Genomic DNA, 22,074 nt, shown 5'->3' with positions numbered 1-22,074 from the left:
GCTCAAGGGGGACGGCGAGGGTCCGTCGTCGGCGACGACCACCGGCTCTGTCCGCCTGCCGGCCTTCCTCGCGTCCCCGGTCTCACCCTCTGCCCACGCAAGGCGACACCGCGAGCTCAGGCTCGGGCACGACGTCCGGCCGCCACCAGGGCGTCCTTGACCTCGCGCGCCACGCGGTCCGCGTCGTCGGGGTTGTTCACCACGTCCGTGCTGCTCATGTCGATGACGAGGACCTCGCTGGCCGAGTAGTGCTTGTGCACCCAGTCGTCGTAGCCGGACCACAGCGTCCGGTAGTACTCGACGAGGCCCTCGTCCTGCTCGAAGTCGCGCCCCCGCAGCCCGATGCGGTGCAGCACCGTCTCGAAGTCCGCCTTGAGGTAGACCATGAGGTCGGGTGCCTTGCGGTACGGCAGGCCGTCGATCTCGCGCATCATCTCGTCGAGCAGCCCCTCGTACACCCGCATCTCGAGGGAGCTGATCCGGCCCAGGTCGTGATTGACCTTGGCGAAGTACCAGTCCTCGTAGATCGAGCGGTCGAGCACGTTGTCGCCCTGCTTGTACGCCTCCTTGATCGCGGCGAACCGCGTCTGCAGGAAGTAGAGCTGGAGCAGGAAGGGGTAGCGCTTCGCCTGGATCTCCTCGGGGCTCGCCGAGTAGAAGAGCGGAAGGATCGGGTTGTCGTCCACGCTCTCGTAGAAGACTTCGCTGCCCAGCTCCTTGGCGAGCAGTTCGGCGACACTGGTCTTGCCGATCCCGATCATGCCTCCGACGCAGATCACCGACATACCTCACTTCTCCCTGGGGCTCTTCTTCTCGTGGGCGGGGAGCGGGGCCTCCCGCACCACTGAGACGCACGCCGGTGGTCCCGCGATTCCCGGGATTCTCGTGATCGACATCATGAGGACCGTCCGGCCCTGAAGCTTGCTCTGAGCCGGACCGCTCGCCTCGGCCGCCTTGAATCTTAGGTGACGATCCGACCCGGGCCGCCCGGTCCTGCGGGACCGGCGGCTCGGCGGGGTCCCGGCGCGGCGCCCCGCCCCGCCGTGCCCTCCGGCCCGGCCGCCCCGCGCGCGATCCCGGGGCGCCCCCCGTCATGCGGCTCCTACGCTGGGGCCCGTGACATCGGACAACAGGCCCCTGGCCGTCTTCGACCTCGACAACACCCTCGCCGCGACCGCGCACCGCCAGCACTTCCTGGAGCGCAGGCCCAAGGACTGGGACGGCTTCTTCGCGGCGGCGCCCGACGATCCGCCGCTGGAGGAGGGCGTCGCGCTGTGCCGCGAGGCGGCCGAGGAGTGCGAGGTGGTCTACCTCACCGGCCGGCCCGAGCGCTGCCGTCGCGCGACCGTGGAGTGGCTGGCCGGACAGGGCCTGCCGGAGGGGGCCGTCCACATGCGGCGCAACCGCGACTTCCGGCCGGCCAGGGTGACCAAGGTGGAGATCCTGCGCCGTCTCGCCGCCGACCGCACGGTCAGGGTGCTGGTCGACGACGACCTGGCGGTGTGCGACGCGGCGGAGGCGGCGGGCTTCCGTGTCGTACGGGCCCGCTGGGCGGAGCCCTCCGAGGCGCTGAGGGAGGCTCAGGAGGAGGAGGGCCGCACCTGAGGGCGCCCGCACACGGGGTCAGGCCCGGGCGGAGCCGGCCGGGGGCGGAGCGCGCCGGCCCGGACCCGGTCGGGCCCGGGCCGGGGCCCGACCGGGTGGAGGTCAGGACGACACGCCCTGGACCCGGCCGTGCGGAGGTCAGGACGGGCGCGTCCCCGGCCCGCCCGGGTGGAGGTCAGGACGGACGTGTCCTCGGCCCGACCGGGCGGAGGTCAGGACAGGGTCTCCCCGTCCTCCAGGCGGAAGCCGACCTTCAGCCCGACCTGGTAGTGCTCGATCGCGCCGTCGACGATGTGGCCGCGCACCTGCGTGACCTCGAACCAGTCGAGTCCCCTCAGGGTCTGCGAGGCGCGGTTGATGCCGTTGCGGATGGCCTCGTCGACGCCTTCGGTGGAGGTGCCGACGATCTCGGTGACGCGGTAGGTGTGATTCGACATGGGGGCCGAACTCCTCTCGGTGCGGTCCCTCCACGGTGCCCCAGGGCGCGTCGGCGCGCGACACGACGGAGGCCGGGCGACTCACGAGTAACCACCGGGGGTGAGGGAGCGGATCCTCCCTCCGGGTGCGCGACGGGATCGTCAAGGACTTGACCATCCCGTTGGTCCAGACCAGAATCCAGGCCACATACCCGCGCGAACGCCCCCGTTCGGTCCCCCCATGCCGGGTCAGCCCCCCATGCGCACGACCCTGTGCTGAGCCTGAGCAGAAGGTGACCCACGTGAAGAACCGCCATCTCGCCTGTCCCCTGGCAGCCGCCACCGCGCTCGTCCTCACCGGCTGCGGGATGCTGCCGGGCGGCGACGGCGGAACGCGGACCGTGAACGTCTGGCTCATGCGGGACAGCGTCAGCGAGGACTTCCTGAAGCGCTTCACCGAGGCGTACGAGCAGGAGCACAAGGGAGTCGAGCTCGAGTTCACGATCCAGGAGTGGACCGGCATCGGGAAGAAGGTCACCGAGGCGATCCAGGGCTCCGGCGGCCCCGACGTCATCGAGGTCGGCAACACCCAGGTCGCCCAGTACGCCGACACCGAGAAGCTCTTCGACCTCACCCTGGAGTCGGTCCGCGACCTCGGCAGCGAGGACTGGCTGCCCGGTCTCGCCGAGCCCGGCAGCATCGCCGGAGCCCAGTACGGCATCCCCTGGTACGCGGCCAACCGCATCGTCATCTACAACAAGGACCTCTTCGAGGACGCCGGCATCGACAAGCCCCCGGCCACCCGGGCCGAGTGGCTCGACGACACCGAGAAGCTCAACACCAACGGCACCCAGGGCATCTACCTCGCCGGACAGGACTGGTACACCCTCGCCGGCTTCATCTGGGACGAGGGCGGCGAACTCGCCGTCGACAAGGGCGGCCAGTGGACCGGCGCGCTCGACAGCCCGGCCGCCCGGCGCGGCATGGCCTTCTACAAGGAGCTCCAGGCCCTCGGCTCCGGCCCGAAGAACGCCGACGAGCAGACCCCGCCGCAGACCGACGTCTTCGCCAGGGGCGACGTCGCCCAGCTCATCGCCACGCCCAGCGCCGTCGCCGCCATCCTCAAGGCCGACCCGGGTCTCAAGGACAAGCTCGGCTACTTCCCGATACCCGGCAAGGAGCCCGGCCGCCCCTGCGCCGTCTTCACCGGCGGCTCCGACCTCATCATCCCGGAGAACGCCCCCCAGCGCGGCGCCGCCCTCGACGTCGTCAAGGCCCTCGCCGGCGAGAAGTGGCAGACCGAACTCGCCCGCGCCATGGGCTACGTGCCCAACAAGAAGAGCCTCGCCTCCGTCGTCGCCGGCCAGGAGGCCACCGCCGTCATGGCGAGGGGCGCCGCACGCGGCCGGGCCACCCCCAACTCCCCGCAGTGGGCGGACGTCGAGGCCGACAACCCCATCAAGCCGTACATGACGGCCGTCCTCCAGGGCGAGGACCCCGTCAAGGCGGCGAAGGAGGCCTCGACCGCGATCACGGACACCCTCGCCGAATAGCATTCAGCGTTCGCACATCCGCGAGCCCCCGGACGGTCATGTCGAATCCAGCCGGTGACGGAAGAAACAAGGAGCCGGGCCACCGCTCACGCGGCCCGGTCCCGCCCTCACCCTTCCGTCCCGCCGGAGGAGCCCGCCATGTCCGCACCGACGCCCACGCTCGCCGTGGCCGCGCCCGCACAGCCCCAGGTCCCGGCCGAGCAGCCCACGCCCCGGTACGTCGTCGGTCTCGCCCGGGACCAGGAGGACGTCCGGGCCGCCCAGCGGCTGCGCCACCAGGTCTTCGCCGGCGAGCTGGGCGCCCGGCTCGACGGCCCCGAGCCCGGCCTCGACACCGACGCCTTCGACGCGTACTGCGACCACCTCCTGGTACGGGAGGAGAGCACCGGCGAGGTCGTCGGCACCTACCGGCTCCTGCCGCCCGACCGGGCCGCCGTCGCCGGGCGCCTCTACTCCGAGAGCGAGTTCGACCTCACCAGGCTCGCCCCCGTCCGGCACGACCTGGTGGAGGTCGGCCGCTCCTGCGTCCACCCCGCCCACCGCAACGGCGCCGTGATCGCCCTCATCTGGGGCGGCCTCGCCCGCTACATGACCCGCACCGGACACGACTGGCTCGCCGGCTGCTGCTCGGTCCCGCTCGCCGACGGCGGCACCCTCGCCGCCGCCACCTGGGACACCGTCAAGGCCAAGCACCTCGCCCCCGAGGAGTACTGGGTCACCCCGCACAAGCTGTGGAGCCCCGACGGCATCGCCCGCCCCGAGGGCCGCACCGAACTCCCGCCGCTGCTCCGCGGCTACCTGAGGCTCGGCGCCTGGGTCTGCGGCGCCCCCGCGCACGACCCCGACTTCGGCGTCGCCGACCTCTACGTGCTGCTCTCGCTGCGCCGCACCAACCCGCGCTACCTCGACCACTTCCTGTCGCTCGTCCCGGCGCGGTGAACGGGTTCCCGGCCCTCACGCCGTGGCTCCCCACGGCGCCCTGCACCCCGGGCCGCTGCGCGGCCCACCCCGAGCCCGAGCCCGAGCCCGAGCCCGAGCCCGAGCCCGAGCCCGAGCCCGAGCCCGAGCCCGGGCCCGGCGGTCCGGACGAGCGGGCCGGTACGGTCCTCGCCGTGGCCCGGCTGGCCGCCGGGACCGGCACCGTCCTCCTCGGCGTCCTGCTCGCCCCGGCCGCGGGGCTGCTCCCCGCGGCCGTCCGGCTCGCCCTCGTCCGGGGCTGGGTGCGGGCGGTGGTCCGCGCCTTCGGGGTGCGCGCACGGTACGAGGGGACGGCCGGCGCGGTCACGGGACCGTTCCTCGTGGTGGCCAACCACGTCTCCTGGCTGGACATCCCCCTCCTCGCGGCCGTGCTGCCGGGCCGCATGGTGGCCAAGACGGAGGTCCGCCGCTGGCCCGTCCTCGGCCCGCTCGCCGCGCTCGGCGGCACCTTCTTCATCGACCGCGACCGGCTCAGGGCCCTGCCCGGCACCGTCCGGGCCATGGCCGCGGTGCTCGCCGGAGGGGGCCGGGTGGTGGTCTTCCCCGAGGGATCGACCTGGTGCGGGCGGGCCGGGGGGCGTTTCCGCCCGGCGGCGTTCCAGGCCGCCCTGGACAGCGGCTGCGCCGTGCTGCCGGTGCGGATCGACTACCGGCCCACCCGGGCCGCCGCGTACGTCGGGGACGATCCGCTGGGCGCGTCCCTGTGGCGGGTCGTCACCGCGCGGCGGATCGTCGCCCGTGTTCGACTACTGGATCCGATAGCCAGTAGTGAGCATCCAGACCGCCGGGCCCTGGCCGCCGCCGCCCAACGAGCCGTCACCCGAGAAGCCGCCGCCCGACGAGTCACCCGAGAAGCCGCCGCCCGGCCCACGGCGGCTCCGCAGGCCGCCCCGGCCCTCGCTCAGCCGACCGTGGCCAGGGACAGGGCGAACCTGCCCTCGTCGTCCGTCCACCAGCGGGCCAGTTCGAGGCCCGCCGCCGCCAGCTCCTCCCGTACACCCGCCTGACGGAACTTCGCCGACACCTCCGTGCGCATCTCCTCGCCCGCCGCGAACGGCACCACGAGATCCAGTTCCGGGATCTTCACGGTCAGCGCGCGGCGGGCCCGCAGCCGCATCTCGATCCACTCCCGCTCGGCGTCCCACACCGCCACGTGGTCGAAGGCGGCCGGATCGGCGTCCGCGCCCAGCTCCCGGTCGATCACGGACAGCACGTTCTTGTTGAAGGCGGCCGTCACCCCGGCGCTGTCGTCGTAGGCGGCCACGAGCGTCTCCTCGTCCTTCACCAGGTCCGTGCCGAGCAGCAGCGCGTCACCCGGCGTCAGCAGGGCGCGGACCGAACGCAGGAAGGTGCCGCGCTCGGCGGGCAGCAGATTGCCGATCGTGCCCCCGAGGAAGGCCACCAGGCGCGGCCCCGGCGTCCCCGGCAGCGCGAGCCCCCGCGTGAAGTCGGCGACCAGCGCGTGCACCCCCAGCTCCGGCCGGTCCGCGAGCAGCGACTCCGCCGCCCCGGTCAGCGCGGACTCGCTCACGTCCACGGGCACGTACGCCTCCAGACCCGGCAGCAGCGCGTCGATCAGGAACCGCGTCTTCTCGGAGGAACCGGACCCCAGCTCCACCAGGGTCCGCGCCCCCGTCGCGGTGGCGATCTCCGGTGCCCGCGCGACCAGGATCTCCCGCTCCGCGCGCGTGGGGTAGTACTCGGGCAGCCGGGTGATCTCCTCGAAGAGCTCGCTGCCCCGGGCGTCGTAGAACCATTTGGGCGGCAGCTCCTTGGGGGAGCGGGTCAGACCGTGCAGGACGTCGGCACGGAGATCGGCGCCGGCGGCGTCCGGGGCGAGGGTGCGGGTCAGCTGGAACGGGCTCACGCGGGCGGCTCCTTGAGCGGGGTGAGGGTGACATCCGTGCGGTCGGCGGTGACGAGCGTGTGCTCCGGCACCTCCCGCCAGCGCGGATCGTCGTCGTACGGTTCGGAGGCCACGGCCACCAGGCCGGGGCCCGCCAGGTACCAGAGGCTGTTGCGCCAGGCGGTCGCGGCGATCCGCTCGCCGTCGGTGAGCAGCAGGTTCAGCCGGGAGGCGGGCGACACCGCCGCGACCTCCCGCACGGTCTCGGCGAGCGCCGCCCCCGGCGCGTCCCCGGCCCGCAGCCGGTGCAGCACGAGCGCCCAGAGCAGCGCCGAGTCGGTGCGCGCCTCCAGGCGCAGCAGCTCACCGGCGGACAGCGTCCCGGCGAGCGCCGTGAGGGAGTCGGGCCAGCCGTCGACCGCGCCGTTGTGGCTGAACAGCCAGGGCCCGGCGGCGAACGGCGCCGCCGCGGCCTCCCCGTCGGCGCCGGGGAACGTGGCCCCCCGGACCGCCCCGAGGAAGGCCCCGGCGCGCACCACCCGGGCGAGGTCCGCGAAGGACAGGTCGCCCCAGATCGGGCCGGTCCGCCGGTACCGGGCCGGCACCGGGTCCCCCTCGGCGTACCAGCCGACGCCGAACCCGTCGGCGTTCACCACGCCGCTGTCCTGCGTACGGGGTTCCCAGGACTGGCGCAGCAGGGCGTGCGGCGGCCGGACCAGCAGCTCTCCCAGCGCCACCGGCCCGCCCACGTAGGCGACATGACGGCACATCAGTCGAGCTCCGCGCTGCGCGCCGTCCGGAAGCCGGAGAAGATCTGGCGCCGCACCGGCAGGTCCCAGTTGCGGAAGGTCCCCCGGCAGGCGACCGGGTCGACCGCGAACGAACCGCCGCGCAGCACCTTGTGCTCCGGCCCGAAGAACACCTCCGAGTACTCCTTGTACGGGAAGGCCGTGAACCCCGGGTACGGCAGGAAGTCGCTGGCGGTCCACTCCCACACGTCCCCGATGAGCTGCCGCACGCCGAGGGGCGAGGCGCCCGCCGGATAGCTGCCCGCCGCCGCGGGCCGCAGGTGCCGCTGCCCGAGGTTCGCGTGCTCCGGGCCGGGATCCGCGTCGCCCCACGGGTAACGGCGGGAGCGCCCGGTGACCGGGTCGTGGCGGGCCGCCTTCTCCCACTCCGCCTCGGTCGGGAGGCGCCGCCCCGCCCAGCGCGCGTAGGCGTCCGCCTCGTACCAGCTGACGTGCAGGACCGGCTCCTCCTCGGGCACCGGCTCCGTCACCCCGAACCGGCGGCGCAGCCACTGCCCGCCGTCCCGCCGCCAGAACAGCGGGGCCGTGATGCCGTGCTCCCGGATCTGCGCCCAGCCCTCCGGCCGCCACCATCGCCGGTCCGTGTAGCCGCCGTCGGCCATGAAGGCGAGGTAGGCGCCGTTCGTGACGGGCGTGGTGTCGATGTGGAAGGCGGGGACGAGACGGGGGTGCGCCGGCCGTTCGTTGTCCAGGGCCCACGGCTCGTCCGACGTGCCCATGGTGAACGGCCCCCCGGGCACCAGCACTTCGGCGGGCAGCGGGCCGGACCGCGGGGCGGGCGGCGGGGGAGCGGTCAGGGCGGCGGGCCCCTTCCGCAGCTGATGGGTGATCAGCATCGTCTCGTCGTGCTGCTGTTCGTGCTGCGCGATCATCCCGAACGCGAAAGCGGCGTCCACCAGCGGCCGCCCCTCCAGCGGGGTGCTCTCCAGCACGTCGAGGACCCGGGTCCGCACGTCGGCGGCATAGGCCCGCGCCTCGCCGGGGGCGAGCAGCGGCAGCGACGGACGGGAGGCGCGCGGGTGTTGGAAGGCGTCGTACAGCGAGTCGATCTCGGGCCGCAGCGCCTCGCGGCCCGCGACGGCCCGCCACAGCCACTGCTCCTCCTGGTTGCCGATGTGCGCCAGGTCCCAGACGAGCGGTGACATCAAGGGCGAGTGCTGTGCGGTGAGTTCGCCGTCCTCCACGCAGGAGGTGAGGAGCGCGGTACGGTCCCGCGCGGCGGTGAGGGCGTCGAGGGCCCGCCGCCGCAGGGCCTCGGGCCCGGTGTCGGTCGCGGTCATGGCGTCACCACCTGGAGGTCGTCGGCCGGGCAGCCGCCGGGGATCACGTACCGCTCGTGGAAGGCGGCGACCGCCCGCCGCACCCCCTCGCTCGCCCCGATCCGGGGCAGCGCGTCGAGCGCGGCGGAGAACACCGCGCGGGCGGCGGCGTGCAGCTCGGGATCGGCCAGACCGTCACGGGCCGCCGCCAGCCACAGCGGATTGCGCGGGGCGGGCCCCGGGGCCGCCAGCTCGGCGAGGGGCTTCACCGCCCGGTACGCGGTCTCCGCCGCCTCGGGGTCGTCGAAGACGGCCGTCGTCACCGCCACCGGCACCATCCAGCCGTCCGGGCCGGGCTGTGCGTCCATCATCCGCAGCTCCAGGTGCCCGCGCGGCCGCACCGGCGGGAACAGGGTCGTCATGTGATAGCGCAGGTCGTCGGCGTCGGCCGGCCGGGGAAGGCCCGTCCGCAGCCACTGCCGGAACGTCAGCCCCTCCGGCACCGCCCACGGACCCTCCTCGGCCCGTACGCACATCACCGGGGTGTCCAGGACGTGCGCCGCCCACTCCGCGCGCGGCTCCCCGTCCGGCGGCGGCGCGAGCGTCCGGCGGGGGTCGAGCTCCGCCCACAGCGCCTGCCGCGTCGAGCGCCAGCCGGTCCGGCGACCGCCGTGCACCGGGGAGTTGGCGAAGGCGGCCACCAGCACCGCGCCGAGCAGATGGGCGAGCTGCCAGCGCCGGTGGTAACCGAGCGGGCCGGGTTCCTCCAGACCGGCGTCGAGGCACACCTGCACCGAGGCCGACTCGCACATCATCGCCCGCCCGGCCGGCCCGGTCCGGCCGAGCGCGATCTCCATCGCGTCGTACCGCGGCTCGTGCAGGACCCGGCTGCGCGGCGCGTGCCAGGGGTCCACCCCGTAACCGCTGAGGGTCAGGCCGAGCGGCCCGAGCGCCGCCCGCACCGCGGCCAGGTCGCTGGCGAGCGAGTCGAGGCACTCCATGAGGGAGCCGGCCGGGCGCGAGCTGAGCTCCAGCTGCCCGCCGGGTTCGAACGTGAGGGCGGACACCAGGGGCAGCGCCCGTACGGTGTCCAGCGCGGCCGCGAGCCTCGGCGGCCGTACGGGAAGCCGGGGGTCCCGCAGCTCGTGCACGAGCCACTCCAGCTCCACCCCCACCGTGCGGGGCGGGCCGGTCTTGAAGCAGATACATCGCAGCAGGTCCTCCGCCTCCGCCTCGGTGAGAGGGGGGCCGCCGCGCCGTATGCCGCTCGGCGACATCCGTGCACCTCCTGGTCCTCGGGGTCCCCGCGGGGACCCGCCCGGTGAACCGCTGCTTCCACCTAAAGCCACCACCGACCGCCGTGCAAGAGCGCCTCGCACGGCCCTCACGCGCCCCTTGTGCCCCTGCTCGGCCGAAATACCCCGCCCTCGCGGGCCTCCACGGAAATCCCGTTGTCCCGTCCGGGGCGAAACGATCATCCTGAGACCATGAGTGCACGACTGCGCGCCCTCGCGCGGCAGACCGAGGAGATCGTTGCCGCGGGCCACTACCGGGCCCCCGACGGCCGGACCGTCTCCCTCGGCGAGGACCTGAAGGCCGCCCTGGCCGGAACCCGCCTCCACGGCCCCGAGCCCATCGCCGTCACGCCCGACACCGACCGGACGCCCACCCTCGACGTCACCCCCGAGAGCAGCCTGGCGGCAGCCCGCCGGATGACCGGGACCGACCCCGCCCGCCCGGTCGCCGTCCTGAACTTCGCCTCCGCCCGCAACCCCGGCGGCGGCTACCTCAACGGCGCCCAGGCGCAGGAGGAGGCGCTCTGCCGGTCCTCCGCCCTCCACGCGACCCTGCTGCGCGCCCCCGACTACTACGCCCACCACCGGGAGGAGCGGGACGCCTTCTACACCGACCGGGTCATCCACTCGCCCCGCGTCCCGGTCTTCCGCGACGACCGGGGCGCGCTGCTCGCCGAGCCCTTCACGGTCGGCTTCCTCACCTCTCCCGCGCCCAACGCGGGCGTGGTCCGCCGCCGCACCCCCGGCCTCGCGCACCGGCTGCCGGCCGCGCTCGCGTCCCGCGCCGAGCGGGTCCTGGAGACGGCGGCCGTGGCCGGATACCGACGGCTCGTCCTCGGCGCCTGGGGCTGCGGGGTGTTCCAGAACGCCCCGGAGGACGTCGCCGGCGCGTTCAAGACGCTGCTCACCGGCGACGGCCGGTTCGCCGGGCACTTCGAGGAGGTCGTCTTCGCCGTCCTCGACCGCTCCGCCGGCACACCCACCCTCGCCGCCTTCCGGAAAGTCCTCGCGCACCCGCTCTGACGTGCGACTCTCCTGCCCCCGTGCCAGGCTGAGCACATACGGACCAGCGTCCGAAACCCGTCACGGGAGGCACGATCGTGGGCAAGAAACAGACCCGGACGAACCGGGGAGCCCGTACCGGCGGCCATGAGCACCGCACCGAAGCGGCGGCGAAGGAGAAGAGCGCCCCGACCCCCACGAGAGCGGCACCGATGCCCCTCGTCGAGCACGCGTCCCACCGCAAGGAACGCAGGTTCGGCCACAACTAGAGGCCGAGCGGATGGCACGACAGGGCCCGGTGCCGCGACGGCACCGGGCCCTCCCGCACGCGGTTCACTGCCCGTCGGCGACCGGGATCTCCACGCTCTTCTCCGTACGCTGAGCCGGCGGCACCGACAGCGCCGCCCCGCCCGGCTTCTCCTGCGCGGCAGGGCTCATCGTGGCGAGGAGCTGCCGGGCCAGACCGAGACCCGTCCCGCCCATGGTCAGCGCCTTGGCGAAGACGTCCGCCATGCCGTCGGCGCCGTTGAGCAGCACCATCTGGTCGACGTTCCCGAAGGCGGAGGCACCCGCGGAGACGATCTCCGGCCACTTCTCGGCCAGCTGCTGCGCGACCACCGCCTCCTGGTTCTCCGCGAGCGCCGCCGCCCGCGCCTTGATGGCCTCGGCCTCCGCCAGGCCCTTCGCGCGCGTGGCCTCGGCGACCGCGAGTCCCTTGGCGTGCTGCGCCGCCGCCTCCGCCTCACCGGTGAGCCGGGTCGCCGTCGCCTTGGCCGCGCTCGCCAGCTCCGTCTCCTTCGCCTCGGCCTCGGCGGCCGAGATCCGGGCGTCGCGCTCGGCCGCGGCCAGCGTCCGGGTCTCGTACGCCATGGCGTCGGCCGGCTTGCGGACCTCCGCCTGGAGCTGCTGCTCCTTGCGGAGGCCCTCCAGCTCGGCGACCCGGGTCTCCTGGACGACGACCTCCTGGCGCGAGGCGGCGTCGGCGAGCGGGCCGGCCTGCCGGGCCCGGGCGGAGGCCTGGTCCCGTTCGGCCTGGTAGCCCGCCTGGAGGATCTCGCTGTCGCGGGTCGCCTCCGACATGCGCGCCGCGGCCTGCTGCTCGGCCTCGGTCGCCCGCCGGTTCGCCTCCGCCTGCGCGATCCGCGCGTCCCGCTGGACGGCGGCCGCGTGCGGGGCGGCCAGGTTCTTGATGTACCCGGTGGGGTCCTCGATCTCGTGGATCTGCAGCGAGTCGACGATCAGACCGAGCTTCTCCATCTCCGTGCCACAGGCCGAACGCGCCTGCCCGGTCAGCTTCTCCCGGTCACGGATCATGTCCTCCACGGTCAACCCGCCGACGATGGCGCGGAGATGACCGGCGAAGACGATGTGCACCCGCTCGCTCATCAGCTTCTGCTGGTCGAGGAAGCGGCGCGCGGCGTTGGCGATCGACACGAAGTCGTCACCGACCTTGAAGATCACCACACCGCGGACCTTGAGCGGAATGCCCTGGTGGGTGACGCACTCGACGGACAGCTGCGTCTCGTTCAGGTCCAGCGAGAGCTTCCGCACCGCCTGGACGCCGGGGAGCACGAGGGTGCCGCGGCCGGTGACGATGCGGAAGCCCATGCCGTCGCCGAGGCCCTCGTTCTTGTGGTTGGAACCGGAGATGATCAGCGCCTCGTTGGGTTCCGCGACGCGCCACATCATTTTGAACACACCGATCAGAACGGCGATGGCGCCGACGACGGCCCCCGCCAGAATGCCGATGCCCATGGACAAGGTCCCCCTTCACCGGAGCCGTGCGGATCCGGTGAAGGGAGTGTGCGCCCGTGGCGGGCGCGGCTCAACGGTTCGGTCAACTGTCGTACGCGGCTGTGACATAGACGGTGCGTGGAGGGAGATGTTCCATGACCATCACGACCGTGCCGACCTCGATCCGCTCCTTCGGCGAGGCGGGATACGCGAGGAAGTGCTCGGCGCCGCCGCGGATCCGGACGATCACCTCGCCGACGAGGCCGGGACCGACGGTGCCGGTCACGCGGCCGAGCAGTCCCACCATCGAGCTGTCCATCGACGTGTCGTCCATGGCTGAACGGTACGTCAGATCCACCCGTCCAGGGCGGACATGAACCCGTCGAAGTCCTCCCGGTGGATCGTGTGCTCCGCCCCCTTCACCGTGCGGAGCTCGAATCCGCGGGCCGCCAGCATCCGGGCGTGCTCCGGCCGGACCAGCGTGCTCGGATCGGCGAGGGTGACGAGGGAGGGCACCACGGGCCGGTCCGGCCACAGATCGGCTCCCACGAACTCCGTGAGGCCGTGGGCGCTCCGCTCGTCCCAGTCCCGCACCGACGCCATCTCGGCGTCGACGTCCTCGTCCGACCAGTGCGGGTTGAACCCCCTGATCTGCTCCCGGGTCATCGCCTTGCCCCGGACGAAGAGCTCGGCCCGGTAGCCGCAGGGGCCGGCCGCCAGGTGCCAGGCCGGGTCGGAGTACACCGCTCGGGCCGGCGCCAGGCGCTCCACCGCCCGCGCCAGGACGAGCCCGCCGAGCGAATGGCCGATCGCCAGCTCCGCACCGGCCGGGAGGGACTCGACGAGGTCGTCGGCGTGGTCCTCCGGCCGGTACGCCTCCGGGCCCGCGGCCCGGTCGCTCGCCCCGTGCCCCCGCAGGTCCACGGCGATCACCCGGTAGCCGCGCTCCGCGAGGGCCGGCCCGACCCGGCGCCAGGTGCGGTGGTCGGCCATGATGCCGTGGACGAGCAGGGCCGTCCGGTCACCGGATCCCCACGTGGTCGTGTGCAGGCGCACGGTGCCGCCTCTCCTGCGGTGTTCGGCGGGCGCCGACGGAGCCGGCGCACGCTGCGGACGGGGCGCGGCCGACGCGGGGTCAGCGCACGCTGCGGATGGGGCGCACGGCCAGCGCGCCGAGTACCGACAGTACGGCCGCGACCAGGAAGAGCGCCGTGTATCCGCCACTCAGCGACACGATGAGCGAGGCCACGAAGGGGGCGACGATCTGCGGGCCGGCGTTGGCGACGTTGAGGACGCCCATGTCCCGCGCGGCGTCCTCGGCCTTGGGCAGGACCATGGTCACCAGGGCGGTGTCGACGGCCATGTAGCAGCCGAAGCCGAGCCCGTTGACGACGGAGAAGGCCAGCATGGCGGTCCAGCTCGCGGAGAGGGCCGGGACGAGCAGCGCCAGGGCGGCGAGCGCCGCGGAGGCGCCCACGAAGAGCTTGCGGCGGTCGAACCGGTCCGAGAGCCAGCCGCCGAGGACGGTGGAGACGACCATGGCGACCGAGTTGAGCGGCGTGAGGATCGCCACGGCCTCCTCGGGGCTCAGCCCGGTGGGGAGGTCCGTGTGGTCCTTGAGGACGTACAGCTGGAAGCCGGCCACGGCGAAGTAGCCGAGGATGAGCAGGGCGCGGCCGATGAAGGCCCAGCGGAAGTCGTGGCTCCCGAGGGCGCTGCCGAAGGCCGCGATCTGCTCCTTGACCGGCATCGGGGCCCTGGGGGGCATGCGCTCCTCGCGGGCGCAGGCGGTGAAGAGCACGGCGGTGGCGGCGACGATCGCGCCGAAGACGAGGTAGCCGGTGCGGTAGTGCTCGGAGAAGGCCGCGCCGACGAGGGCGCCGATCGTGGAGCCGACGGGGAGGCCGAGGCCCACGGCGGCCGAGGCCTTGCCGCGCGAGGCCAGGGGCACGCGGTCGGGGACGACGGAGGTGAGGGCGGCCTGGTAGACGTTCATGACGGCCTGGCCCAGACACCAGGCGATGGCGACCAGCAGGATCGTGTGGACGCTGCCGAGGAGCAGCATCACCGGGAGGGCGAGCAGGCCGCCGGCGAGGATCCAGGGGTTGCGGCGGCCCGAACGGTCCGAGAGGGCGCCCGCGACCGGGTTGAAGACCGTGGCGAAGATCGCGGATATGCCGGAGACGAGGCCGAAGTTCGCCACCTTGTCGGCCGGGTCGATGGCCTCGATCTGGAGCGCGAGGAGCATGCCGGGGACGCCGATGTACAGGGCGTACATCGCGGTGTTGCCGGTGAGCAGCAGGGGCAGCAGGCCGCGCGTCGGCCGGGGGGCCGTGGGGGAGCCGGGGGCGGCCGGGTCGGTGGCGGGGCCGGGGACGCCCGTGTCGGGGCCGGTCCCGGGGGAGGAAAGGGCCACTTTGCCCTCCTGAGGAGATCGCCCGATGCGGGGGCGAGAAGCGGATGGAGCGGTAGGGTTACACGTGTCAGTGACACGTGTGGGCACTGTGTAGCACTCAAATCCGGCCATCCGCCAGACCCTGCGCCGGATTGTTCTGGAAAGATGCCGGATCGATGAGCCAGCCAACCGAACACTCCCCCGAACGCCCCTCCGGGCGGGCGGTCCCCACCAGCGCCGATGTCGCGCGCCTCGCGGGCGTCTCCCGGGCCACCGTCTCGTACGTCCTGAACAACACCTCGGCCGTCCGCATCAGCGAGCCCACCCGGCAGCGGGTGCGCGAGGCGGCCGAGGAGCTGGGCTACGTGCCGCACGCCGCCGCCCGCAGCCTGCGCGCGGGCCACAGCCGCATGGTGCTGATCCCGAGCTCCCACGTCCCCGTCGGGCCGCTCTACAGCCAGTTCTTCAACGACTTCCAGTGGGCCCTGCGCCGCCTCGACTACACGGTCGTGCAGTACGGCAGCGTCGGCCTGGAGGGCGAGGAGGCCGCCCGCGCCTGGGCCGAGCTGCGGCCGGTGGCCGTGGTCTCCCTCGGCGAGGTCGAGCTCACCGGGCAGGGCGTCGAGATCCTCAAGCGGTCCGGGGCCCGGGCCGTGATCACCCTCGGCACCCAGCGCGTGGAGGGCACCCACGCCCTCGTCCTGGAGCAGGGGCGGGTCGGCGAGGTGGCCGCCGAGCACCTCCTGGAGACCGGCCGGCGCCGGATCGGCGTCGTCGTGCCCGAGGAGCCCGGCCTCGCGATGTTCTCCGGACCCCGCCTCGACGGCGCGCGCCGCGCGGCCGAGGAGGCCGGCGCCACCGTCGTGCCCCTGCCGCTGCGGTACGAGGAGGAGCCGGCGGCCGAGCTCGCCGCACGGTGGCGCGGGCTCGGGCTCGACGGCGTCTTCGCGTACAACGACGAGTACGCCATGCTCCTGATGCGGGCGCTCCAGGACGCCGGGATCTCCGTACCGGGGGAGACCGCGGTGGTCGGCGCGGACGACCTGCTCCTCGGCCGGCTGCTGCGGCCCCGGCTCAGCACCGTACGGATCGACATGGTGCTCGGCCGCGAGCTGGCGGAACTGGTCGACCGCGCCGTGCGGGAACCGGACGCCCCGCCGGTCTCCCGCTCCCTGCTGGACTCCCGGGTCGTGCGACGGGAGTCGAGCTGAGGCCCCGGCCGTCCGAGAGCCCCGGGCACCCGGGACGTCGTCCGGTGCGAGCCCGAGCCACCGCCCCCCCCAAGACGTCGTCCGGCGCCGGCCGAGTCACCGTCCTCCAGGGGCGTCGTCCGGCGCGAGTCCCGCCCAGCGCTTAGCTTCGGTGCATGAGCACTGTTCCGAAGCGGTTCGAGATCCTGCTGGTGCCCGAGCACGTCGAGGACCGCGGTGGCGCCGCCGTCGCGGACAGCGCCGTCCGCTCGGCCGTCGTCGAGGCCACCGGACGGCACGGCGAGTCGGGCTACCCGATCTACGAGGGACACGGCATCCGGGCCGACATCGACCTCGAGACGGGCACCGTCGAGGCGCTCCTCGTCGACGGCCGCGAGCTCGACTACGGCCTCACGGCCCTGGTGCGCCCCGCCGCACGCGGCTGAACCCGCGCACTTCCCCGCCGTCGGCCCGGTCCGTCCCGAAACGGCCCGTTGACACGGGGGGCCGCCGGGCAGAGACTCTGCGCGCCCGATGGGGCGAAGACTGCTTCACCAGGCGAACAGAGCCGTTCGCAGGTCACGTGGGAGAGAGAACCGATGAGCATCCGCGACGTCTACATCGTCGACGCCGTCCGCACTCCGATCGGGAAGTTCGGGGGTGCCCTCGCCTCCGTGCGCCCCGACGACCTCGCGGCCCATGTCGTCCGCGCGCTCGTCGACCGCTCGCCCGCGCTCGACCCCGCGCGCGTGGACGACGTCTACTTCGGCGACGCCAACGGCGCGGGCGAGGACAACCGCGACGTCGCGCGCATGGCCGTCCTCCTCGCCGGACTGCCCGTCACCGTCCCCGGCGTCACCGTCAACCGCCTCTGCGGCTCCGGCCTGGAGGCCGTCATACAGGCCGCCCGCGCCATCGCCCTCGGTGACGCCTCCGTGGCGATCGCGGGCGGCGTCGAGTCGATGTCCCGCGCTCCCTGGGTCCTGCAGAAGCCCGAGCGGGCCTTCCCCGCCGGCCACCAGCAGCTCCACTCCACGACCCTCGGCTGGCGCATGACGAACCCGAAGATGCCCGCCGAGTGGACGGTCGCGCTGGGCGAGGGCGCGGAACTCGTCGCCGACAAGCACGGCATCACCCGCGAGCAGCAGGACGCCTTCGCCCTCGCCAGCCACCGCAAGGCGGCCGAGGCCTGGGCGAAGGGGCTGTACGACGACGAGGTCGTCCCCTACCCCGGCGTGGAGCTGACCCGCGACGAGTGCATCCGCGACAACACGTCCATGGAGGCCCTCGCCAAGCTGAAGCCCGCCTTCCGCCCCGAGGGCGGCACGGTCACCCCGGGCAACTCCTCGCCGCTCAACGACGGCGCGGCGGCGCTGCTCCTCGTCGACGAGGACGGACTGCGCGAGACCGGCCGGGAGCCCCTCGCCCGGATCCGCACCTCCGCGGTCACCGGGATCGAGCCCCAGCTCTTCGGCCTCGGCCCGGTCGCGGCGGTCCGCCGGGCCCTGGAGAAGGCCGGACGCTCCTTCGCGGACCTGACGACCTTCGAGCTCAACGAGGCCTTCGCGGCCCAGTCGCTCGGCTGCCTCGCGGAATGGCCGGAACTCGACCCCGAGATCGTGAATCCTCGCGGCGGAGCGGTCGCGATCGGGCACCCGCTGGGTGCGTCGGGTGCCCGTCTGGCCGGTTCGGTGGCGCACCAGCTCGCCGCGGCCGGTTCCGGCACGGGCCTCGCGGCGCTCTGCATCGGCGTGGGTCAGGGCCTCGCGCTGGTTCTGGAGCGCTGACGGCCCGCGGAAAGCCGTGGCGGGCCCGCGAAGAGCGGTGGCGGGTCGGTCAGGGGTTGTGACGGGTCCCGTGGCGGGGTTCGGACCGGCGGGAGGGGTGCGGGAGGGTCTCCCGTACCCCTCCCGTGGTGGGTCACTTCTGCTGGGCGTCCGCGATGGACTTGCGGACCTCGTCCATGTCCAGCTGTCGGGCCTGTCCGATGACGTCTTCGAGTGCGGTCTCCGGCAGGGCGCCGGGCTGTGCGAAGACGGCCACGTTGTCGCGGACGATCATCAGGGTCGGGATCGAGCGGATCTCGAACGCCGCCGCCAGTTCCTGCTGGGCCTCGGTGTCGACCTTGGCGAAGACGAGGTCCTGGTGCCGCTCGGAGGCCGCTTCGAAGACGGGGGCGAACTGACGGCAGGGGCCGCACCACGAAGCCCAGAAATCGATGAGCACGAACTCGTTCCCGCTCACGATCTCGTCGAAGTTGTCCTTGGTGAGCTCTACGGTGCTCATGCTGTCTGCCTCCGACGTGCGTGAATGATGGGATTCCGGCTGATGCCCGAGACGGCACGGGAACGCTGTGGCGTCATGGCGAGCCTAACCTCGCGAACGCGCGAGGACTGCGTCGTGATCAGCCATCAAGCGAAACGGCGCACGGACGGTGACGGACGGACGGAGCGCTTCCTTCCGCCGTCGTCCGGATCGCCTCCGCCCGGCAGGTGCGTCGGCAGGAACCGACCGATGGGCCGTGGGCGTCGGCCGCCCCTTCGCCGGCCGGATCAGAAGGCGTAGCGCACGCGCAGCCAGGGCGCGCGGGCCCCGATCATGCGGGAGAGGGCCTCGACGGCCTCACGCTTGACCGCCGTGCGGTACCGCACGTTCCACGCGCCGTTCTCCGACTGCTTGGGTTCCTGGAGCTCCTGCCGCCACAGCACGTCCTCGGCGCGGGGGTGCCAGCCGAGATTGACCTCGTGCAGGCCCTGGTTGTGGGTGAGCATGATGATCTCCGCCGCGCTCTGCTCCTTCACCCGCCGCGGCAGCACGTCGTCCATCATGCGCAGCAGCTCGTCCCAGGCCTGCCGCCATCCGGGGCGGATCACGACCGGGGAGAGGTTGAAGTGCACCTCGTACCCGGCGTCCACGAAGTCCGCGGCCGCCTCGATCCTGTCGGGTACGGGGCTGGTCCGGATGTCGAGGAGGCGGGAGTCCCCGGGCGGCATGAGGGAGAACCGGATGCGGGTGCGGCCCTGGGGATCGAGCCGCAGCAGGTCGGGGTTGACCAGCTTGGTCGCGAAGGAGGCCTTGGCCGTGGGCCAGTGGCGGAAGGCGTGGACGAGGTCGGCGGTGTTGTCGCTGATCAGGTCGTCCACCGAGCAGTCGCCGTTCTCCCCGATGTCGTAGACCCAGGACCGTTCGTCGCACTGGTTGGGTTCGGTCTTCGGGCCGGTGGCGGTGATGTGGCGCCGGAGGCTGCCGAGGACGCGGTCGACGTTGGTGAACACGGTGACGGGGTTGGCGAATCCCTTGCGCCGGGGGACGTAGCAGTACGCGCAGGCCATGGCGCAGCCGTTGGACAGGCCCGGCGCGATCCAGTCGGCGGACCGTCCGTTCGGCCGGATCGCGAACGACGCGCGTTCGCCGAGGACCAGCGTCTCCCGCTTGGTCCGCACCCAGCGTTGCACGTTCCCCTCGTTGCCGTGCAGGTGCGGGATGCGCCAGTGGGAGTCCGTCTCGACGAGCCGGGCGTCGGGGAAGCGCGCGATGATCTGGCGTCCCCTCCAGGAAGCGGCGGCGGCGGGTTCCGCGTGGATCTCGGTCACCCGCAGGAGCCGCCGTGCCTCCGGTCCGTCACGGAACGGGCGGTCCGCCTCCGCCGCGGCCGGCGCGGCCGCGGCCATGAGGTCCTCCACCCCGAACAGTCCCTCGGGCTGCCGCTCCGGTTCCCCGGTGCCTCGTCGCCTGCCCACTTCGCTCCCCTCCGTCCCGATCCCTCAGTGCCGCCCGGTTCTGCTTCCCCGGCCCGCTGCCCGGAGGCGGCACCCTCCCGCACCGGGTGCGCCGGCCGTACGCCGTCAGGCGGGGCCGGGCGTGTGGTCGGGGTGACCCGAGGTGCGCCGCGCCGCCTTGAGCCGGGCTTCGTACAGGTGCTGCCGGCCCCCGGCGAGGGCGGAGGTCGCGAGCCGTTCCAGGTCCTTGAACGGTTCGTAGTAGGTCCGGTCGTACGCCTCCACGATCTGGAAGGTCCAGTGTCCGGGGATGACGTTGCGTCCGAGGATCTCCTCCTCCACGCGATCCGCCCAGTCGTCGTGGCCGGCTTCCCGCAGGAGCCTCACGGCGCGGTCCAGCTCGAAGTCGGCCGTGCCCGTCAGCTGGTGGAACCCGTAGAGGGCGCCGCGGGCCCGCTCGACCGTCTCCAGGGCCTTGGACAGCGACCCGAGCGCCTCCACGGTGGCGTCGTCGACGTCGGCCGGCGTCCGGTGGTCGCCGTTCACGCCCGCACCCGTGTCCGCGGGGCGCGGGGCGCCGTCGTACGGTCCCGCTTCGTCACCGGGCCACATGGAACACCTCTTCTCCGGGCGGATGGAATCCATCATGTGCGTCGTGTCCGCATTCCGCCGCGGGAGGGTCCCCGGATGCACCGGCCGGGCACGGGCCGGTGAGGATGCGGGCCGCCGGTCCCGGCCGCAGGGTGGAGACCGGTCCCGTACGGCAGCCGTACGGGCCGGGAAGGAGCAGGCCGTGACGGAGCGGAAGAAGCCCTCGAAGAAGCAGGAGCCGTCCCGGGGCGACGAGGTCGCGTGGCACAGCCACGGCACCGAGACCGAAGGCACGGTGGAGCGGAGGATCACCGAACGGACCCGTGCGGCCGGCCGCACGGTCGACGCCTCGCCGGACGACCCCCAGTACGAGGTGCGCAGCGACGCCTCCGGCCGGACGGCCGTCCACAAGCCCGGCGCGCTGAAGAAGAAGCGCCGGGGAGGGCAGCGATGACGGACGAGGGCGACCGGCGCGACACCTGGAAGACCTTCCGGGACCTGGTCAACATGACGCCCGCGAAGCTGGAGGAATGGCTCGCCACCACGGAGTCGGAGCAGGCGGGCGAACACAAGGACGGCGGCGAGTCGACCGGACACGCCTCGGGCCGCGCGATCGTCGGCATCCTGCGCAAGGACAAGGGCGACCTGACGGACGCGGACTACCGGCACATGGCGAAGGTGAACGGCTACATCCGCCGTCATCTGGCCCAGCGGCCCTCGGGGGACGTCCGTGACACCCGATGGCGCCACTCCCTCATGAACTGGGGCCACGACCCGTCGGCCGACGGGCGGCGCTGACCGCCTCCGCGCCGTCAGCGCCGGGACGGCGGCGTCGAGGGCCGGGTCGCCACGAACGTGTGGGTGATGCCGGTCTGCCAGCCGGGCTGGGGCAGGACGCGGACGTCCGTGAACCCCGCGCGGCGGATCCGGTCCGCGAACGCGCCCGCCGTGTCGAAGTCGAGCACGCTGCGCCACAGATGCCGGTACAGCGCCCCGTCGCCGTGGCTCCTGCCCCAGGGCAGCACCACGGCCGCCATGACCGCCGACCACAGGACGCGGTCGACGGCGCGGCCGCTCAGGGCGTACTCGTGGACGGCGAGCCGCCCGCCGGGGCGCAGCACCTCGCGCGCCCGGCCGAGGACGGCATCGGGATCCGCGACGTTGCGGAAGAGGTAGGCGGCGAACACCGCGTCGTAGGGTCCGGTGACACCGGCCCGGGCCATGTCCTCGACAGGGGAGTGGACGAAGGTCACCCGCCCGGGCCAGGGCTTGCTCCGCGCCCGGGCGAGCATGCCGCCGGAAGCGTCGACCCCGGTGACGGAGGCGAACGGCGAGGCCCGCAGGAGGGCGGCCGTCGAGGCACCGGTGCCGCAGCCGAGGTCGAGCACGGTCCGCCCGGCGCCCCGGCCCGGCAGGGCGAGACGCCGGGCCGAGCGGCGCAGGTGCCGGTGGTAGCCGGGACTGGCCGAGGTCATGCGGTCGTACGTCCCGGACGCGTGGTCGAAGGCCTCCGCGAGCGCGGTGTCTCTCAGCAGGACCATGACGGTACCTCCGACGGGTGAGTGCGCGTGCCCTCCCAGTGTCACGTCGGCTCACCGGTGGGCGCGGTCCGGCACGCCCTTCGGATGCGTGGTGTGGTCCGCACGGCCCAAGGGGCGGTGCATCCGCGAGGTGAGGAGGTA

At 73.5% G+C, this 22,074-nt stretch carries 25 protein-coding genes; 11 read left to right on the top strand and 14 right to left on the bottom strand.

The annotated features are described in order from the left end of the window. Window positions 1-116: 116 nt before the first annotated feature. Window positions 117-785, bottom strand: coding sequence for a deoxynucleoside kinase (locus tag ACFYUZ_RS17580; RefSeq protein WP_389310058.1), 669 nt, complete (start codon window positions 783-785; stop codon window positions 117-119). 331 nt (window positions 786-1,116) lie between these two features. On the opposite strand from ACFYUZ_RS17580, the gene ACFYUZ_RS17575 reads away from it, so the two are divergent. After that, a complete protein-coding gene (locus ACFYUZ_RS17575) occupies window positions 1,117-1,605 on the top strand; it encodes a hypothetical protein (RefSeq protein ID WP_389310055.1) in 489 nt (162 codons plus the stop codon). A gap of 212 nt (window positions 1,606-1,817) precedes the next feature. Here the strand turns inward: ACFYUZ_RS17575 and ACFYUZ_RS17570 are convergent, their stop codons facing one another. Beyond that, window positions 1,818-2,042 (bottom strand): dodecin, encoded by a 225-nt coding sequence (locus tag ACFYUZ_RS17570; protein ID WP_190156326.1) that lies wholly within the window; start codon window positions 2,040-2,042, stop codon window positions 1,818-1,820. Between the two features lie 281 nt (window positions 2,043-2,323). On the opposite strand from ACFYUZ_RS17570, the gene ACFYUZ_RS17565 reads away from it, so the two are divergent. From ACFYUZ_RS17565 to ACFYUZ_RS17555, 3 genes are all read left to right on the top strand, one after another. Continuing rightward, window positions 2,324-3,574: an extracellular solute-binding protein gene (locus ACFYUZ_RS17565; RefSeq protein WP_389310052.1), complete on the top strand. Its 1,251-nt coding sequence runs from the start codon at window positions 2,324-2,326 to the stop codon at window positions 3,572-3,574. A 138-nt stretch (window positions 3,575-3,712) separates the two neighbouring features. After that, window positions 3,713-4,513 (top strand): GNAT family N-acetyltransferase, encoded by an 801-nt coding sequence (locus ACFYUZ_RS17560; protein WP_389310049.1) that lies wholly within the window; start codon window positions 3,713-3,715, stop codon window positions 4,511-4,513. Continuing rightward, the gene (locus tag ACFYUZ_RS17555; protein ID WP_389310046.1) at window positions 4,510-5,559 is read left to right on the top strand and encodes a lysophospholipid acyltransferase family protein; all 1,050 of its coding nucleotides are present in this window, start codon (window positions 4,510-4,512) and stop codon (window positions 5,557-5,559) included. Before ACFYUZ_RS17560 ends, ACFYUZ_RS17555 begins: the two co-directional genes overlap by 4 nt. On the opposite strand, the gene egtD is transcribed toward ACFYUZ_RS17555, so the two are convergent. The 4 genes from egtD to egtA are packed head-to-tail and all read right to left on the bottom strand — an operon-like array spanning window position 5,454 to window position 9,743. Further along, window positions 5,454-6,419 carry an L-histidine N(alpha)-methyltransferase gene (gene egtD, locus ACFYUZ_RS17550; protein WP_389310044.1) on the bottom strand — a complete coding sequence of 322 codons (966 nt, stop codon included), beginning with the start codon at window positions 6,417-6,419 and terminating at the stop codon, window positions 5,454-5,456. The two genes, ACFYUZ_RS17555 and egtD, sit on opposite strands and share 106 nt — an antisense overlap. Continuing rightward, window positions 6,416-7,168, bottom strand: coding sequence for an ergothioneine biosynthesis protein EgtC (egtC, locus tag ACFYUZ_RS17545; protein ID WP_389310041.1), 753 nt, complete (start codon window positions 7,166-7,168; stop codon window positions 6,416-6,418). The genes egtD and egtC overlap by 4 nt, the downstream gene beginning before the upstream one ends. Then, a complete protein-coding gene (gene egtB / locus ACFYUZ_RS17540) occupies window positions 7,168-8,487 on the bottom strand; it encodes an ergothioneine biosynthesis protein EgtB (protein ID WP_389310039.1) in 1,320 nt (439 codons plus the stop codon). Before egtB ends, egtC begins: the two co-directional genes overlap by 1 nt. After that, window positions 8,484-9,743, bottom strand: a complete 1,260-nt coding sequence (gene egtA / locus ACFYUZ_RS17535; protein WP_389310036.1) for an ergothioneine biosynthesis glutamate--cysteine ligase EgtA — start codon at window positions 9,741-9,743, stop codon at window positions 8,484-8,486. The genes egtB and egtA overlap by 4 nt, the downstream gene beginning before the upstream one ends. Window positions 9,744-9,953: 210 nt before the next feature. Between egtA and ACFYUZ_RS17530 the strand changes: the two genes are divergently transcribed. Further along, window positions 9,954-10,784, top strand: a complete 831-nt coding sequence (locus ACFYUZ_RS17530; protein WP_389310034.1) for a TIGR02452 family protein — start codon at window positions 9,954-9,956, stop codon at window positions 10,782-10,784. A gap of 77 nt (window positions 10,785-10,861) precedes the next feature. Further along, a complete protein-coding gene (locus ACFYUZ_RS17525) occupies window positions 10,862-11,032 on the top strand; it encodes a hypothetical protein (protein ID WP_177181548.1) in 171 nt (56 codons plus the stop codon). Between the two features lie 64 nt (window positions 11,033-11,096). Here ACFYUZ_RS17525 and ACFYUZ_RS17520 read toward each other — a convergent pair whose 3' ends face one another. The 4 genes from ACFYUZ_RS17520 to ACFYUZ_RS17505 form a co-directional block, all read right to left on the bottom strand. Beyond that, window positions 11,097-12,518 (bottom strand): flotillin family protein, encoded by a 1,422-nt coding sequence (locus ACFYUZ_RS17520; RefSeq protein WP_389310031.1) that lies wholly within the window; start codon window positions 12,516-12,518, stop codon window positions 11,097-11,099. An 82-nt stretch (window positions 12,519-12,600) separates the two neighbouring features. After that, window positions 12,601-12,831, bottom strand: a complete 231-nt coding sequence (locus tag ACFYUZ_RS17515) for a hypothetical protein (RefSeq protein ID WP_225802569.1) — start codon at window positions 12,829-12,831, stop codon at window positions 12,601-12,603. Between the two features lie 14 nt (window positions 12,832-12,845). Beyond that, on the bottom strand, window positions 12,846-13,553 hold the full coding sequence (locus ACFYUZ_RS17510; protein WP_389310029.1) for an alpha/beta fold hydrolase: 708 nt from the start codon (window positions 13,551-13,553) through the stop codon (window positions 12,846-12,848). Window positions 13,554-13,632: 79 nt separating this feature from the next. Further along, the gene (locus ACFYUZ_RS17505; RefSeq protein ID WP_389310026.1) at window positions 13,633-14,913 is read right to left on the bottom strand and encodes an MFS transporter; all 1,281 of its coding nucleotides are present in this window, start codon (window positions 14,911-14,913) and stop codon (window positions 13,633-13,635) included. A gap of 155 nt (window positions 14,914-15,068) precedes the next feature. Here ACFYUZ_RS17505 and ACFYUZ_RS17500 point away from each other — a divergent pair, with 155 nt between their 5' ends. The 3 genes from ACFYUZ_RS17500 (at window position 15,069) to ACFYUZ_RS17490 (ending at window position 17,869) form a co-directional block, all read left to right on the top strand. Then, a complete protein-coding gene (locus tag ACFYUZ_RS17500; RefSeq protein WP_389310023.1) occupies window positions 15,069-16,103 on the top strand; it encodes a LacI family DNA-binding transcriptional regulator in 1,035 nt (344 codons plus the stop codon). Window positions 16,104-16,258: 155 nt separating this feature from the next. Then, window positions 16,259-16,528, top strand: a complete 270-nt coding sequence (locus ACFYUZ_RS17495) for a hypothetical protein (RefSeq protein WP_389310021.1) — start codon at window positions 16,259-16,261, stop codon at window positions 16,526-16,528. Between the two features lie 153 nt (window positions 16,529-16,681). Next, complete coding sequence (locus tag ACFYUZ_RS17490) at window positions 16,682-17,869, top strand: thiolase family protein (protein ID WP_389310018.1); 1,188 nt, start codon at window positions 16,682-16,684, stop codon at window positions 17,867-17,869. 133 nt (window positions 17,870-18,002) lie between these two features. On the opposite strand, the gene trxA is transcribed toward ACFYUZ_RS17490, so the two are convergent. The 3 genes from trxA to ACFYUZ_RS17475 all read right to left on the bottom strand — a co-directional run bounded on the left by trxA (window position 18,003) and on the right by ACFYUZ_RS17475 (window position 20,413). Next, window positions 18,003-18,368 carry a thioredoxin gene (trxA, locus tag ACFYUZ_RS17485; protein WP_030692309.1) on the bottom strand — a complete coding sequence of 122 codons (366 nt, stop codon included), beginning with the start codon at window positions 18,366-18,368 and terminating at the stop codon, window positions 18,003-18,005. Window positions 18,369-18,634: 266 nt separating this feature from the next. Further along, window positions 18,635-19,753 carry a spore photoproduct lyase family protein gene (locus ACFYUZ_RS17480; protein WP_389310300.1) on the bottom strand — a complete coding sequence of 373 codons (1,119 nt, stop codon included), beginning with the start codon at window positions 19,751-19,753 and terminating at the stop codon, window positions 18,635-18,637. A 174-nt stretch (window positions 19,754-19,927) separates the two neighbouring features. Next, window positions 19,928-20,413, bottom strand: coding sequence for a hypothetical protein (locus ACFYUZ_RS17475; RefSeq protein ID WP_389310015.1), 486 nt, complete (start codon window positions 20,411-20,413; stop codon window positions 19,928-19,930). A gap of 181 nt (window positions 20,414-20,594) precedes the next feature. Between ACFYUZ_RS17475 and ACFYUZ_RS17470 the strand changes: the two genes are divergently transcribed. Both ACFYUZ_RS17470 and ACFYUZ_RS17465 read left to right on the top strand, forming a co-directional pair. Further along, entirely contained in the window at window positions 20,595-20,846 is a 252-nt protein-coding gene (locus tag ACFYUZ_RS17470; RefSeq protein ID WP_389310012.1) for a DUF2945 domain-containing protein, read from the top strand. Further along, window positions 20,843-21,190 carry a DUF3140 domain-containing protein gene (locus tag ACFYUZ_RS17465; RefSeq protein WP_389310010.1) on the top strand — a complete coding sequence of 116 codons (348 nt, stop codon included), beginning with the start codon at window positions 20,843-20,845 and terminating at the stop codon, window positions 21,188-21,190. Before ACFYUZ_RS17470 ends, ACFYUZ_RS17465 begins: the two co-directional genes overlap by 4 nt. Window positions 21,191-21,204: 14 nt before the next feature. Here ACFYUZ_RS17465 and ACFYUZ_RS17460 read toward each other — a convergent pair whose 3' ends face one another. Then, window positions 21,205-21,933 carry a class I SAM-dependent methyltransferase gene (locus tag ACFYUZ_RS17460; protein ID WP_389310007.1) on the bottom strand — a complete coding sequence of 243 codons (729 nt, stop codon included), beginning with the start codon at window positions 21,931-21,933 and terminating at the stop codon, window positions 21,205-21,207. Between the last annotated feature and the right edge of the window lie 141 nt (window positions 21,934-22,074).

It is taken from the genome of Streptomyces sp. NPDC004266 (assembly GCF_042874095.1).
Classification (GTDB): Bacteria; Actinomycetota; Actinomycetes; order Streptomycetales; family Streptomycetaceae; genus Streptomyces.
Note: the sequence above shows the minus strand (reverse complement) of the source record. Positions and strands in the feature narration are given on the sequence as shown.

Bases quoted from the DNA above. Each gene is read 5' to 3' on its own strand.
- ACFYUZ_RS17580 (WP_389310058.1), bottom strand. From the start codon at position 785: ATGTCGGTGATCTGCGTCGGAGGCATGATCGGGATCGGCAAGACCAGT.
- ACFYUZ_RS17465 (WP_389310010.1), top strand. From the start codon at position 20,843: ATGACGGACGAGGGCGACCGGCGCGACACCTGGAAGACCTTCCGGGAC.
- egtA (WP_389310036.1), bottom strand. From the start codon at position 9,743: ATGTCGCCGAGCGGCATACGGCGCGGCGGCCCCCCTCTCACCGAGGCG.
- ACFYUZ_RS17495 (WP_389310021.1), top strand. From the start codon at position 16,259: ATGAGCACTGTTCCGAAGCGGTTCGAGATCCTGCTGGTGCCCGAGCAC.
- trxA (WP_030692309.1), bottom strand. From the start codon at position 18,368: ATGAGCACCGTAGAGCTCACCAAGGACAACTTCGACGAGATCGTGAGC.
- ACFYUZ_RS17460 (WP_389310007.1), bottom strand. From the start codon at position 21,933: ATGGTCCTGCTGAGAGACACCGCGCTCGCGGAGGCCTTCGACCACGCG.
- ACFYUZ_RS17520 (WP_389310031.1), bottom strand. From the start codon at position 12,518: ATGGGCATCGGCATTCTGGCGGGGGCCGTCGTCGGCGCCATCGCCGTT.
- egtC (WP_389310041.1), bottom strand. From the start codon at position 7,168: ATGTGCCGTCATGTCGCCTACGTGGGCGGGCCGGTGGCGCTGGGAGAG.
- ACFYUZ_RS17490 (WP_389310018.1), top strand. From the start codon at position 16,682: ATGAGCATCCGCGACGTCTACATCGTCGACGCCGTCCGCACTCCGATC.
- ACFYUZ_RS17560 (WP_389310049.1), top strand. From the start codon at position 3,713: ATGTCCGCACCGACGCCCACGCTCGCCGTGGCCGCGCCCGCACAGCCC.
- egtB (WP_389310039.1), bottom strand. From the start codon at position 8,487: ATGACCGCGACCGACACCGGGCCCGAGGCCCTGCGGCGGCGGGCCCTC.
- ACFYUZ_RS17530 (WP_389310034.1), top strand. From the start codon at position 9,954: ATGAGTGCACGACTGCGCGCCCTCGCGCGGCAGACCGAGGAGATCGTT.
- ACFYUZ_RS17475 (WP_389310015.1), bottom strand. From the start codon at position 20,413: ATGTGGCCCGGTGACGAAGCGGGACCGTACGACGGCGCCCCGCGCCCC.
- ACFYUZ_RS17515 (WP_225802569.1), bottom strand. From the start codon at position 12,831: ATGGACGACACGTCGATGGACAGCTCGATGGTGGGACTGCTCGGCCGC.
- ACFYUZ_RS17570 (WP_190156326.1), bottom strand. From the start codon at position 2,042: ATGTCGAATCACACCTACCGCGTCACCGAGATCGTCGGCACCTCCACC.
- ACFYUZ_RS17480 (WP_389310300.1), bottom strand. From the start codon at position 19,753: ATGGCCGCGGCCGCGCCGGCCGCGGCGGAGGCGGACCGCCCGTTCCGT.
- ACFYUZ_RS17500 (WP_389310023.1), top strand. From the start codon at position 15,069: ATGAGCCAGCCAACCGAACACTCCCCCGAACGCCCCTCCGGGCGGGCG.